Annotated in this window: 11 protein-coding genes; 7 read left to right on the top strand and 4 right to left on the bottom strand. The window is 56.4% G+C overall.

The window, feature by feature from the left end:
- Positions 1 to 464: 464 nt before the first annotated feature.
- The 4 genes from RGU70_RS10765 to RGU70_RS10750 form a co-directional block, all read right to left on the bottom strand.
- Positions 465 to 1634: an MFS transporter gene (locus RGU70_RS10765; protein ID WP_322209388.1), complete on the bottom strand. Its 1170-nt coding sequence runs from the start codon at positions 1632 to 1634 to the stop codon at positions 465 to 467.
- A 32-nt stretch (positions 1635 to 1666) separates the two neighbouring features.
- Complete coding sequence (locus RGU70_RS10760) at positions 1667 to 2752, bottom strand: molecular chaperone DnaJ (RefSeq protein WP_322209387.1); 1086 nt, start codon at positions 2750 to 2752, stop codon at positions 1667 to 1669.
- A 183-nt stretch (positions 2753 to 2935) separates the two neighbouring features.
- The gene (locus RGU70_RS10755; RefSeq protein ID WP_322209386.1) at positions 2936 to 4690 is read right to left on the bottom strand and encodes a methyl-accepting chemotaxis protein; all 1755 of its coding nucleotides are present in this window, start codon (positions 4688 to 4690) and stop codon (positions 2936 to 2938) included.
- Between the two features lie 97 nt (positions 4691 to 4787).
- On the bottom strand, positions 4788 to 5354 hold the full coding sequence (locus RGU70_RS10750; RefSeq protein ID WP_322209385.1) for a DUF393 domain-containing protein: 567 nt from the start codon (positions 5352 to 5354) through the stop codon (positions 4788 to 4790).
- 148 nt (positions 5355 to 5502) lie between these two features.
- Between RGU70_RS10750 and RGU70_RS10745 the strand changes: the two genes are divergently transcribed.
- From RGU70_RS10745 to RGU70_RS10715, 7 genes are all read left to right on the top strand, one after another.
- On the top strand, positions 5503 to 6243 hold the full coding sequence (locus tag RGU70_RS10745) for an SDR family NAD(P)-dependent oxidoreductase (protein ID WP_322209384.1): 741 nt from the start codon (positions 5503 to 5505) through the stop codon (positions 6241 to 6243).
- Positions 6244 to 6254: 11 nt separating this feature from the next.
- Positions 6255 to 6689: a DUF3429 domain-containing protein gene (locus RGU70_RS10740; RefSeq protein ID WP_322209383.1), complete on the top strand. Its 435-nt coding sequence runs from the start codon at positions 6255 to 6257 to the stop codon at positions 6687 to 6689.
- A 114-nt stretch (positions 6690 to 6803) separates the two neighbouring features.
- A complete protein-coding gene (locus RGU70_RS10735) occupies positions 6804 to 7910 on the top strand; it encodes an SDR family oxidoreductase (protein ID WP_322209382.1) in 1107 nt (368 codons plus the stop codon).
- Positions 7911 to 7921: 11 nt separating this feature from the next.
- Entirely contained in the window at positions 7922 to 8095 is a 174-nt protein-coding gene (locus RGU70_RS10730) for a DUF2256 domain-containing protein (RefSeq protein ID WP_322209381.1), read from the top strand.
- Positions 8088 to 9674 carry a cryptochrome/photolyase family protein gene (locus tag RGU70_RS10725; RefSeq protein WP_322209380.1) on the top strand — a complete coding sequence of 529 codons (1587 nt, stop codon included), beginning with the start codon at positions 8088 to 8090 and terminating at the stop codon, positions 9672 to 9674. Before RGU70_RS10730 ends, RGU70_RS10725 begins: the two co-directional genes overlap by 8 nt.
- Positions 9658 to 11052 (top strand): FAD-binding domain-containing protein, encoded by a 1395-nt coding sequence (locus RGU70_RS10720; RefSeq protein ID WP_322209379.1) that lies wholly within the window; start codon positions 9658 to 9660, stop codon positions 11050 to 11052. Before RGU70_RS10725 ends, RGU70_RS10720 begins: the two co-directional genes overlap by 17 nt.
- The gene (locus RGU70_RS10715) at positions 11049 to 12560 is read left to right on the top strand and encodes an FAD-binding domain-containing protein (RefSeq protein WP_322209378.1); all 1512 of its coding nucleotides are present in this window, start codon (positions 11049 to 11051) and stop codon (positions 12558 to 12560) included. The genes RGU70_RS10720 and RGU70_RS10715 overlap by 4 nt, the downstream gene beginning before the upstream one ends.
- The last annotated feature ends 345 nt before the right edge of the window (positions 12561 to 12905 follow it).

Here is a 12905-nt window from a genome sequence, read left to right as displayed (position 1 = left end):
TACATATCTAATTATAAATATGATTTTTATATGCAATTATTACAATAAATAAACTATTTTTATAAGTGAATTTTTATATTTAATTAATGCTCATTCACAAATAATTAAATATTAATTTCATGACGGAATATAATTTATATCAATTAACTTTAATTTATATAAAAACGTCATTTAAATACAACATGCAAAACCATTAATCAAATAAAAATATTTTTTATAATTAACCAAAAAAAATTAATATCAGGTAACTTTTCCATAATATTGCTTATTAGACGGAAAATAAAAACGCCCACCTCCCTCGCGGAAAATGAGCGTTATGGCATTGCTAAAAGGCAAAGAATCAAAAATGGTCGTGCGAAGCAGGCCGACAATTTACGCAGGGTCGCCTGAGCGACTGCGCTGAGCAGTACTAGCTGCGCCAGTCAGCTAACAAGAACCAGCAGTTGGCTGTTGAGGCAGTTTCCTCAGCGCGATCTGAATACCAGCGGCAAGGTAGCGATCAAAGCAGCCAGCGCACCAATCACAAACGGCCCGCCGGACCATGCACCCGCCACGACACCGCCCAGCGGCCCACCCAGCGCCAGTCCCAAATCCCAGGCCGACGTGACGGAGCCGAGCGCAGCCGTACGTTCGTGTGGACTGGCTGACTTGCTGACCCATGCGGCAATGCACGGATAGAGCATCGACAAACCCGCGCCGGTCAAAGCGGCGAAGGCAAAACCGGCAGCAGTCGTTCCGGCAACAGAGAGACCGGCAAGTCCGGCGGCTTCACACAAAAACGCGATGAACAAGACCGGCCGGACGCCAAAACGATCAACCCAAGGACTGCCAACGAAGCGAGTCAGAATAAAGGCCAGGCCAAACACGGCCAGCGCCAGGTCTTGCCCCGCCAGATGCAAGGCCGCAAAACGCGGCACGAGAAACGCGGCAATCACGCCATAACCGATACCAGCAAAGGCATTCGATACGCCCGGTAGCCAGGACGCCCGTGGCAAGAAGGCATGCCGCAGCGTGCCTTTTGCGCCATGCGCCAGTGAATCCTGCCAGCGCGGCGTCAACGCCAGCAACACCCAGGCAAACGCCGGCAGCAGACTGGCAACCAGCCACACCCCTTGATAACCCCCAACAGTCAGCACCGCCGCGCCGATAATCGGCCCGCCCGCCAGTCCCAGCCACATCGACAAACCAAAATGGCCGGCGATTTTTCCGCGACGCGCCGGCGCAGCCGAGGCCAGCACTGCGCCTATCGAAGCGGTAAACAACATGCCCTCGCCTGCGCCAAGAATCAGGCGCGCCAGAATCAGCGTGGTCAGATTCATGGCCAGCAAATGCCCGATCCCGCCCGCCAGTCCCAGCAAGGCACCGGCCATCACGATGCCGCGCGCGCCATGTCGGTCGGCGTAGCGCCCGGCGATCGGACGCACCACCATCGTCGCCAGCGACCCTACCGTCACCGCCAGCCCGGCAGCGACCGCACCCGCCCCCATGCTGTGGGCGTAAGTGGGCATCACCTGGATGGTCATGCCGATCGCGGCATAGCCGCACAGACAGGCCAGCCACAGCGGCCAGTAAGGCGCAGGACTGCTTTCTTCGGAAGAGGGAAGAGTGGGAGGCGCTTGCGTTACAGCGGACATCAGAGGGCTCGTTTCAAAAGAGGCATGGGCATTTATACAGACAACTGCTGGTTTTTTAGCGCGCTTTTGATGTTTTGACTGTCCCGGCAGGCCCGCACATCGTTTCTCAATCCGACGATGTCACGTTTGATGGTTTTGATATCGGATTCCAGACTGCGCATGGCTTTGGCAGGAGATGAGCTTGCGCCAAACGAGAGCTGGTAATTTTGGCTGAAGGACTGCGTGACATCGGCAATTTCGCGCCGCAGCTCACTGGCCTGACTGGTCAGCACCTTGTTGTAGTACTCCAGCCGCTCTTCGCTCATGGTGTCGATGCCGGCCTGACTGATCTGCTCGACTTCCAGTTGCAACTCCAGCAGTTCCAGCAGATTTTTCTGATCGTAAGCAACATTGACCCGCTGCATCAATACCGTCTTGCGCTCGCGTTCCATGCTGTCCTGCTCTTTGTCCGGGTGCAAGGCACTGGCCAGTTTGCGATACACGGCGCGGATCGAATGGCTGATTTTTTTGGCTTCTTCCAGCAACTGCTCCATTTGCACGCGCTGGCCGCGTGATTTGCCGGATCGCTTGCGTTTGTCATGCTGCGCTTTTTGCGCCTCCCGAAACTGCGCGTCCCGCTCCATTTGAGCTTCCCTGGCGGCTTCTGCGTGCGCCATCATGTCTTCGGGCGAGGCGAACTCAGGCGCGCCGTTTTCCAGCGCCAGAATGTTCTCAGCGAATTTCGGGGCAGCATTGTCGGCAACATCGCTTTCACGGTACTTGCCGAGAATCGACTTCAGGCTGACATCGCCATGATTTTCGATCAGCTCTTCCGCCATGGAGCAAATCAGCTCTTTGATTTTGGATTTGTCGAGCTTGTCGAATATTTTCTCGTCGTAAGCCTGATCGAGCAGATGCACGAAATCGGCACGCAGCCCGTTAAATAGCTTGATCTGCGGCACAAATTCTTCCGCATATTTTTGCTGAAAAAGCAGGATGCCTTCCTGCCAGCTCGCCAGCACTGTGCGCTGCGTTTCTATTTCTTCGACAAGGCGATTGAAGAGTTGCTGAGAAGCGGACAAGCCAGCCTGTTCAGGCTGGCCGGCAATGTGGAGGAGTTTGGAGGAGGAATCGATCATCGGGCAGATCATACAGGGGCTGGAAACGGCTGCACTCGCTGCACTGAATGACTGGACACATCAACAGCGCACCTCAACAGCCTTCCCCGACTTGCGACTTGCGACTTGCGACTTGCGACTTGCGACTTGCGACTTCCGAGTTACGATTTACGATTTACGATTTAAGTTAAGCGCAAGGGTGCATCAAAACTCTTCCCAATCTTTCCCGGCGGCAGCCGGTGCCGGTGCGATGCGTTTGGCGGCAGAGGCATGCGCGATACTGCCCGATGCCGGCGCTACCGCTGGCAACTTGCGCACAGGCAAGCTGGTCTTGACAGGCCGCGGCTGAGCAGCCTCATAGAACTGCCCTGACTGACTGCCGCCAAGATTAAAGATAGCAACCGTCTGCGACAGCTGGCTGGCCTGCTCCTGCATCGACTCCGCCGCCGCCGCCGCTTGTTCCACCAGCGCAGCATTCTGTTGAGTTACCTGATCCATCTGACTGATGGCCTGATTAACCTCCGCGATACCGGCGCTCTGCTCCTGACTGGCCGCCATGATTTCCGCCATGATATCGGTCACCCGTTTGACGCTGCCAACGATTTCATCCATCGTCCCGCCAGCTTCGGTAACCAATTTGCTGCCCGCATCGACTTTCTCTACCGAGTCACCGATCAGCGTTTTGATTTCCTTGGCGGCAGCGGCCGAGCGTTGCGCCAGACTACGCACCTCACTGGCGACAACCGCAAAGCCACGACCTTGTTCGCCGGCACGGGCGGCTTCAACCGCCGCATTCAAGGCGAGAATATTGGTCTGGAAAGCAATGCCATCAATGACGGCAATAATATCGACGATCTTTTTGGCAGAGTCGTTGATGGAACCCATGGTCACGACCACCTGGGCGACCACTTCTCCACCCTTGACGGCGACGCCTGAAGCCGTAACCGCCAGCTGATTCGCCTGTTTCGCGTTCTCGACGTTTTGTTGCACCGTCGACGTCAATTCCGACATCGAGGTTGCAGTCTTTTCCAGCGACGATGCCTGATTTTCGGTGCGCGAAGACAAGTCCTGGTTACCCGAGGCAATTTCCGCAGAGCCGGTCGAAATCGTTTCCGTACTGCTACGCACCCGGCCAACGATGCCGACCAGGCTGTCACGCATTTCTTTCATTGCCGACAAGACACTGGTCTGATCGCGAGAGTCGATGTCGATGACCACGCTCAGATCACCCGAAGCAATGCTGCGGGCAATGGCACTGGCTTTGCTTGGCTCGCCGCCCAAAGCTTTCATGATGCTACGGACGATCAAGGTGGCAATCACTGCGCCGACAATAAGCGCGCCAAGGCAGATCAACAACATTAATGTCTGAAAGCCACTCGCGGTACCGCGCGCGAAAGCCGACTCGTTGCGGTTCAGATTCTCTTCAAAATCGATGAGTTTGTTGATACGGCCCAGCCACTCGACGAAAGCCGGACGAGCCTCACTGAGCATCATTTGCTTTGCCAGATCATCGCTGCCAGCACGGCGCAATTCAACGACTTTTTTAATCATGGGAAGGGTGCGAGCTTCCGTCTCCTTGATACTGGCCAGAATGCGCCTTTCTTCATCACTGATCTCTTTGCCTTCGTTGAACATTTTGTCCAGGGGCCCGGCTGACTTCTCATAGTCGGCCGACAAACTGTCGATTTTCGCCAGCACTGGCGCCAGTTCGGCCTCGCTGGGAACAAGGATGACGTCTCGCAGAGCAATGGCTCTGTCGTGTACGCTACCGCGAAAATTAATGGCAAAGCGTTGTTTAACGCTGTTCACATCCCCTATCGTTGAGAGTCCCCTGGAAATTGAATTGACTTCCCGAATACCGATAATGGTGAGAATCACCATCATCAATAAAACCAGGGCGAAACCAGCCCAAATGCGGGCTTTAACAGTAAAACCGTGAACTTCATTATGAATACTCATGACAACCTTTTTTATTGGTATTTTTTACTTACAAACAAACTATTCTGCGAATTTGCTACTTTTTATTCAAGCGGCTTATGCATTGCCCTGGCGCCTGTCATTTTTGAGGCGTATGCCTCGCCTCCATCCTTCTGAATATCCACTGGATACCGGGTCTTATCACCAGAAAGCCCCGGTAAGTAAGTTCCAAAATACGAGGCATGCCGGGCAGCGAGCCGAACTTACCCAACCAGCGCCAGCCCGGAAACAATAACCAGAGCGATACAAAAGCAGCTGCCCCGCTGAGCAAGACGCCCTCTGCCGTCTGCACATGGAATCGCGCCATCAGCTCACCGCAACTGGGGCCATCCGTCAAGCCTTCGCTACGAACGCTGACGTCCACCCATTCGATCGGCGTCGAAGGAACCGCATGTTGATAGACGCTGACTTCTCTTCGGCACAGGGGGCAAGACCCATCGAAAAAAACAGTGGTAATGCCCTTGGTTTGAGTGTGTGAATTCATTTCTTGCACTTTCCCGACATAAAAATTCATTGCGTCAATCACGCCCGGCACTGTTTTCCTGCGATGGTGCAGGCGCAAATAGAACAAAAACCCAGGATAGATAGGAATACTTTTGTGTGCCGGTTCAAGTTGGGCATTCTTGCGTAAAAAATTGCCGACCAAGGCATAAAAACCAAGATTAACAACAAATGAACCGATATTGAACCGTAATTATATGTGACAAAAGCGGTTCATTATAGCTAGAATTCAATTGTGCGTTGTTCTGGTAGTGGTTTTCGCTACCAGGGTCATTTGTGCGCAGGAGAAAATTATGCAAAAAATTGCCTTAATCACTGGCGCAACAGGCGGTGTCGGACAAGCCCTCGCGGCCACACTCGCCGCCGATGGCTGGATATTGGTACTTGCCGGTCGCGATCTCGCCCGTCTGAAGCATGTCTATGGTGAAGCGCATCTGCAAATAGAAGCCGACTGCACCACCGTTGCCGGAGTGCGCCGAATCTTCAAGGTGGCGCGCGAACATGAGCTGGTGCCAACGGCGCTGGCCCATTGCGTCGGCAACATTCGCCTCGGCGCCATGCACCGGATGGCCGAAGCAGACTTCATGGACTGCATCAACGCCAATCTGATCAGCGCTTTTCATACGCTGGCAGGCTTCATTGGCAATCTGCGCGAAGCTGGCAGCCCCGGAGCGGCGGTATTGGTATCCTCGGCGGCCGCGCGGATAGGCACGCCCAACCACGAAGCCATCGCAGCGGCCAAAGCAGGCGTAGAGGGTCTGGTGCGCGGCGCAGCGTCCACCCATGCGCCGGCAGGCATTCGCATCAACGCCGTCGCGCCCGGCATCATGGACACCCCGGCCTCCGCCGCCATGTTAGCCAATGCCGCCGTGCGCGAAGCCGCAGCACGCCAGTATCCCTTGCCGGGGATAGGCAGCAGCGCTGAACTGGCCAATCTGATGGCGTGGTTATTGTCGGAACATGCCTCCCGGGTCACCGGACAGGTCTGGTCAATGGATGGCGGCTTCTCGACTATCCGGCCGCTGGTCAAATGAGCCAGTCGCGCATGCCTCGCATCGTGGCATGGCTGGCGTACGGCGGCTTGCTCCCGTTTGTCTGCCTGATGAGCGCCAGCCTGCTGGACGCGCCACGCAGCGGCGTCTGGCAACAGTTATTACTGAACTATGGCGCGGTGATTCTGAGTTTTGTCGGCGCACTGCACTGGGGCATAGCGATGAGCGCACCTGACATGAGCGAACGCAAGCGTACCGTGTGCTTTGCCTGGAGCGTCATTCCTGCGCTGCTGGCCTGGCTTGCCCTGCTGCTCGACCCGATCGCCGCCAGCGCCCTGCTCGCCGCCGGCTTTGCCGCCCACTTCATGCAGGACTGGCGACTGATGCGGCATACCGGATTGCCGCAGTGGTATTTGCCAATGCGCTTGCAGCTATCGGTGGTGGCGGCACTGAGTCTGATCGGAACCAGTTTTGCGAGTCGGGGCTGAAGCGCGGACATGAACATATCCAGACGTCAACGAAAGCACTTCTGATTCAGCGATGCCGGAATAATTGCGACCAGTAAAATCAGACTCTTGGTGAACTAAACAACGAGACTGACAATGAATAAAGACCTACAGCAAGCAGTACGCAGCAAAACCAGCCGCACCATGATCGTGGGAAATCTTGGTTATATCGGCCCGGTACTCGCTCAGTTTTTATCAAAAAATAAACCCGACACCGATCTGATTGGTTTCGACAATGCCTATTTTTCAGGCTGCTTCATCAATCCCTTTGAAACGACAGAGCAGTTTCTGACGCTGCAAATTTATGATGACGTCAGAAACGTCAAAGAAGAACATCTGAAAGACATCGATAACGTCATTTATCTGGCCGCCATTTCCAACGACCCGATGGGCAATGTTTACGCCATACCGACCGAACAAATCAATGAACTTGCCGCCATTCAATTTGCGGCACTGGCTAAAAAGAATGGCGCAAAGCGGTTTGTGTACGCCAGTAGCTGTTCGGTTTATGGTGCTGGTGGCGAGATAGCGAAGAGTGAAGATTCGGCATTAAACCCGCTCACCGCTTACGCCAAATCGAAAATAAACGCCGAGCAACAACTTCAATCTTTTGCGGACCAGGATTTTTTTGTCACTTGTTTGCGTTTCGCCACGGCCTGCGGCGCAAGTCCACGGCTGCGGCTCGATCTGGTGCTCAATGACTTTGTCGCCAGCGCATTGCTGAAAAATGAAATTGAAATACTGTCAGATGGCACGCCGTGGCGTCCGCTCATCGATGTGGAAGAAATGAGCAAAGCCATTCTTTGGGCCATAGAACGTGACGACATCAAAGCAGGCGCTTATCTCACGGTGAATGTCGGCTTTGATGAGTGGAATTACACCATTAAAGATCTGGCCTACGCGGTGAAAGACGTACTGACAACGACATCAGTAAAAATCAACCCCTCTGCCGCGCCGGACAAGCGCTCATACCGCGTCGATTTTTCGCTCTACAAATCGCTGGCCTCCGATGGAAAACCGCATAAATCCATCGAAACCACGATCAGCGAGTTGATTAACAATATCAACGAATCCCCATTCAGAATGACGGATTTCAGAAACTCGCATTTAATCCGCTTGAACACCCTAAATCATTTGCGCCAAAAAAATAAACTGGATTCCAGCCTTCAATGGACAGAACTCAGGCTCGATACATCGCAGTAGTCAGGATAAACATGAATGGATCACCCGGCACCTCCCAGCACCGCGGCAACAAAGCCAACTTACCGAGCAAACCCTGTGTTGCCTGCGGTTTACCCATGAGCTGGCGACGGCGCTGGGCCAAGAACTGGGACGAGGTCAAATACTGCTCGGATGCTTGCCGACGCAATAAGGCGTCCCATGACTAAATTACCTTCATTACCTTCATTGCGTTCATTAATCGTCGTGCTGGGCGATCAGCTCGATCTGGATGCCGCCGCTTTCGATGGCTTTGATCCCCAGCAGGATATGGTCTGGATGGCCGAAGTGACAGAAGAATCGACCCATGTGTGGTCGGGCAAGCCGCGCACGGCACTGTTTCTGTCAGCGATGCGCCACTTCGCGCTTGCCCTTGAAGAGCAGAGCCATCCCCTGCACTACACCCGGCTCGATGCCGTCCACAACGCCGGCAGTCTGGATGCCCAGCTACAGGCCGATATCCTCCACCTGAAACCGACGCAACTGCTGATGACCACGCCGGGCGACTGGCGTGTGCTCCAGTCCATCAAGGCCGTAGCCGCTGCCACCGGCCTGCCTTTAGAAGTGCGCGAAGACCGGCATTTCTTTGTCACCGCCGACGAGTTTGCCGCCCATGCCAAAGGCCGCAAATCACTGCGCATGGAATATTTTTACCGCGAGCAACGCAAGCGCCATCAGGTATTGATGGGCACTGGCGACACCGCCGACGAGCCGCTGGGTGGACAGTGGAACTTTGACAAAGACAACCGCGAGGCTTTCGATGCCAAAGGGCCGGGCTTATTGCCGCCGCGCAGCCGCTTCGCACCCGATGCGCTGACACAGGAGGTCATCGCGCTGGTCAACACCGAATTCGCCGACCACCCCGGCCAGCTCGACAGTTTTTCCTGGCCCGTCACAAGGGAGCAGGCGCTGCAATCCTTGCAGGCATTCATCGAGGACAGACTGCCCCTGTTCGGCCGCTTTCAGGATGCCATGTGGCCGGGCGATCCCTGGCTGTATCACTCCCACATTTCTGCCGCGCTCAACCTGAAGCTGCTCAATCCGCGCGAAGTGGTCGCCGCCGCTGAAGCCGCGTACCACCAGGGCGCAGCGCCGCTGGCCAGCGTCGAAGGCTTTATCCGTCAGATTCTGGGCTGGCGCGAATACGTACGCGGCATCTATTGGACCTTCATGCCGGACTACGCCGAGCGCAACGTACTCGATGCGCAGCACGACCTGCCCGCCTGGTACTGGACCGGCGAAACCGACATGGCCTGCCTGCGCGATGCCCTGACGCAAACGCTGGCCCACGGCTATGCCAATCACATCCAGCGTCTGATGGTGACCGGCCTCTTTTCACTGATGTTCGGCGTGCATCCGCAGCAGGTGCATGGCTGGTATCTGGCGATGTATGTCGATGCGGTCGAGTGGGTCGAACTGCCCAATACGCTGGGCATGAGTCAGTACGCCGACGGCGGCGTAATGGGCAGCAAACCCTATATCGCCACGGGCAAATACATCCAGCGCATGAGTCCGCATTGCAAGGGCTGCCGCTACGATCCCGGAAAAAAAGTCGGTGACGACGCCTGCCCCTTCACGACCTTGTACTGGGATTTCCTGATGCGCCATGAAAGCCTGATGGGGAAAAATCCGCGCATGGCCTTACAGGTCAGAAATGTGGCCCGTCTGAGTGAAGACGATAAACAGGCCATCAACGCACGCGCAACGGCAATCCGCTGCAATGAGGTCGGGCATGCGCCAAAGGCATAAACCCGAGCAGTCCAGCGACGACCTGTTTCCTGAAGACCTCGCGCAAAACCTCGCTTTTGACGCCACGCTTCCAACGCTCCAGGCAGCCCGATCCCGCATTGCCGCCGTCAGACCCGCCGCCTTCGCCCGCACCCGCAATGCGCTGGGCGGCGCGGTCAGCGCATTATCGCCCTACATCACACACGGCTTCGTCACGCTGGAAGAAGTGCTGGGGGGCGTGAGTAAGCGCCACACGCTCGATATGCAGCACAAATTCGTCTACGAACTGGGCTGGCGCGAATTTTTCCGCCATGTCTGGCAGCAACAGGACAAGGCGATTTTCACTTCCCTGCATGAAGGCCCTCTACCCGAGCAAACCTATGCGGAGGAACTCCCGGCCGACATTCGTGAAGGCCGCACCGGCGTTCCCGTCGTGGATAGGGCCGTGCGCGAGCTGTACGCGACAGGGACACTGCACAACCATGCGCGCATGTGGCTGGCCAGCTATGTCGTGCATCTGCGCAAAGTGCATTGGCGTGCGGGTGCCGACTGGCTCTACGCCCATTTGCTCGACGGCGACCTGGCCAGCAATCACCTGAGCTGGCAGTGGGTGGCTGGCACCGGCAGTAGCAAGCCCTACCTGTTCAACGCGGAAAATGTCGCCCGCTATGCGCCGCCCGACTGGCACAGTCCGGGCAGCATCGTCGATACCTCCTACGAGATGCTGGACAAGATCGCCCGCAGTCCGGCGCAGGCATCAGGGAATCCGCGCAATGCCCATCTGCTGAGAGCGGGGCTGACCGAACCCCCGCTACTGAGCGCACCCCCCGCATGGATAAGCGCCACCGCACCTGAAGCACCTGATGCACCTGATGTACCTGATGTACCTGATGTACCTGATGCGGCTGGCATTGAGGGACGTGAAGTCTGGCTGCTGCATCCCTGGAATCTGGGCGAGCTGCCAGCCGATCTGCCGCCGGATACCGTGGTGATCGCCCTCTTCCTCTCCGATTTTCACGACGCATGGCCCTGGGACGAAGCACGCTGGCGCTTTGTCGGCACGCGCATGGCGGAGTTGGCGAGCGTGCGCTGGTACGGCAATGCCGATTGCGTCGGCAAGGCATTGCGCCGCGCGCGCCGGGTGCGTACCGTCGGCGAACCCCACCTGCGGCCCTGGCTGGCGCAGTGGGCCGAATGTGAGCCGACACCGATGTTGTTTCCTGCGGTGGATCGGCCCTGTACCTCCTTCTCGCAATGGTGGACGCGCACAACACGCGGCCTCCAGACCGCAGCGGAATTGCTGGCCTTGATCGCTGCCAACAAAGCATCCGCTCTCCATCCCGATGAAAGCCCGGTTCCCGATTTGCCGACCAATCCCCACAGCACAGGGGACGCATGACCGCACTCGGCGCATTGGTCTGGTTCAAGCGCGATCTGCGCATACACGATCACGCACCGCTGGCGGAAGCCACGCTGTTCGAGGCCGCATTCGGTCTGGTCGTGATCGAACCGGAATGGCTCACCAGTCCCGAATGCGATACCCGCCATGTCAGCTTGCTGCTGACTTGCGTGCGAGAGCTGCAACGCGATCTGGCCGAAAGAGGCATGTCTCTGCTGATCCGTGTCGGATCGGCGGTCAATGTGCTGGAAGCCCTGCGTCGCGAATTCGGGTTCACCCACTTGCTCAGTCACGAAGAAACCGGTCCCGGCTGGAGTTATGCCCGCGATCTGGATGTGGCTCGCTGGTGCCGCGCCAGCGGTGTGCATTGGCAGGAGTGGTCGCAAACGGGCGTGATACGGGGTCTGCGCTCCAGAGCGGGCTGGGCCGCGCAGTGGACCAAGCGCATGAATGCGCCGCGAGCCCCCTCTGTTGAAGGCTTCCCGACCATTCCCGGCATGACGCCGGATGCCTTGCCGACGCTACGCGATCTGGGTCTTGTCACCCCTGCCCTGCCCTTACCGCCCGCCGGTGAGCGCGCTGCCTGGGCGACATTGGATAGTTTCCTGTCGGGGCGAGCCAGAAATTACCGCAAGGCCATGTCTAGCCCCCTTAGCGCCGCCACGGGCTGCAGCCGTCTCAGCGTACATCTTGCTTTCGGTTCCATCTCGATGCGTAACGTCCATCAAGCCACCGAAACCTGCATTGCCACCACCCACGACACGGGACTAGCCTACGCCTTGCGCGGATTCGCCAGCCGTCTGCGCTGGCACTGTCACTTCATGCAGAAACTGGAAGATGAACCCGCCATCGAATGGCGCAACATGGCGCGCTCCGTGAATGGCATGCGGCCGGGCGATGGCATGGACTATCAGCCTATCGACCAGGAAAAATTGGACGCATGGACCGAAGGCCGCACCGGCTATCCCATGGTGGATGCCTGCATGCGTCAGCTGCGCGCCACCGGCTGGGTGAATTTCCGCATGCGCGCCATGCTGGTCAGCTTTGCCGCCTACCACCTGTGGTTGCATTGGCGTGAGCCGGGTCTGTTTCTGGCCCGGCAATTTCTGGACTTCGAGCCGGGCATTCACTGGAGCCAGATGCAGATGCAATCGGGCACGACCGGCATCAACACGCTGCGTATCTATTCTCCTTCCAAGCAAGCGCGCGACCAGGACCCGCTCGGCCACTACATCCGGCAATGGGTACCCGAGCTGGATTCGGCCGCTTACCCGGCACCTATCGTCGAGGAACGCAGCGCAGTGGCCGCAGCAAAAGAGAAACTCTATGCCCTGCGCCGGACGCAGGACGCCCGCTCGGAAGCCGGGGCGATTCAGGAAAAACACGGCTCACGCAAAAAACGGACAGCTTCGCCAGCGTCGGGCAAACGCGGTGCCAAAATCAAGCAAAAAGGTCAAATTCAAGATCAAGATCAAGTTCAAGATCAAAGCCAGGGACAGCTTTTTTAGCACTTCCCCTTCATCAAATACGTTGTGCATTCCCCCTGCTCATGGCCTGTGACAGAACTTCGGCACCCATGTTGCCCCGGAGGAATGAATGCAACGGCCGTTCGTTCCCCACTGTGGCGGAAAACGACATACCAAAGCATTACAAAAAATTATTGTATGTTTGAAGCAGCACCTATGCGATGATGGCATTTATTATAATTTTTTCAATTATTTTATATTTTTTGCAATTTTAACAATTTCCGTAACTTACCCCGCAAACTGCGCAATGCGTTTGCATGCACGTAGCGCACATCACCTCAAAGGCCAGCAATGAATCAGCTAGCTGACTACACAACCGGTAGCGTC

Origin of the sequence: Herbaspirillum sp. RTI4 (assembly GCF_034313965.1) — a bacterium.
Lineage (GTDB): Bacteria > Pseudomonadota > Gammaproteobacteria > Burkholderiales > Burkholderiaceae_D > Herbaspirillum.
Note: the sequence above shows the minus strand (reverse complement) of the source record. Positions and strands in the feature narration are given on the sequence as shown.

Coding starts and splice junctions, on each gene's coding strand:
- RGU70_RS10730 (WP_322209381.1), top strand. CDS start 7,922: ATGAATGGATCACCCGGCACCTCCCAGCACCGCGGCAACAAAGCCAAC.
- RGU70_RS10740 (WP_322209383.1), top strand. CDS start 6,255: ATGCCTCGCATCGTGGCATGGCTGGCGTACGGCGGCTTGCTCCCGTTT.
- RGU70_RS10755 (WP_322209386.1), bottom strand. CDS start 4,690: ATGAGTATTCATAATGAAGTTCACGGTTTTACTGTTAAAGCCCGCATT.
- RGU70_RS10720 (WP_322209379.1), top strand. CDS start 9,658: ATGCGCCAAAGGCATAAACCCGAGCAGTCCAGCGACGACCTGTTTCCT.
- RGU70_RS10725 (WP_322209380.1), top strand. CDS start 8,088: ATGACTAAATTACCTTCATTACCTTCATTGCGTTCATTAATCGTCGTG.
- RGU70_RS10765 (WP_322209388.1), bottom strand. CDS start 1,634: ATGTCCGCTGTAACGCAAGCGCCTCCCACTCTTCCCTCTTCCGAAGAA.
- RGU70_RS10715 (WP_322209378.1), top strand. CDS start 11,049: ATGACCGCACTCGGCGCATTGGTCTGGTTCAAGCGCGATCTGCGCATA.
- RGU70_RS10745 (WP_322209384.1), top strand. CDS start 5,503: ATGCAAAAAATTGCCTTAATCACTGGCGCAACAGGCGGTGTCGGACAA.
- RGU70_RS10760 (WP_322209387.1), bottom strand. CDS start 2,752: ATGATCGATTCCTCCTCCAAACTCCTCCACATTGCCGGCCAGCCTGAA.
- RGU70_RS10735 (WP_322209382.1), top strand. CDS start 6,804: ATGAATAAAGACCTACAGCAAGCAGTACGCAGCAAAACCAGCCGCACC.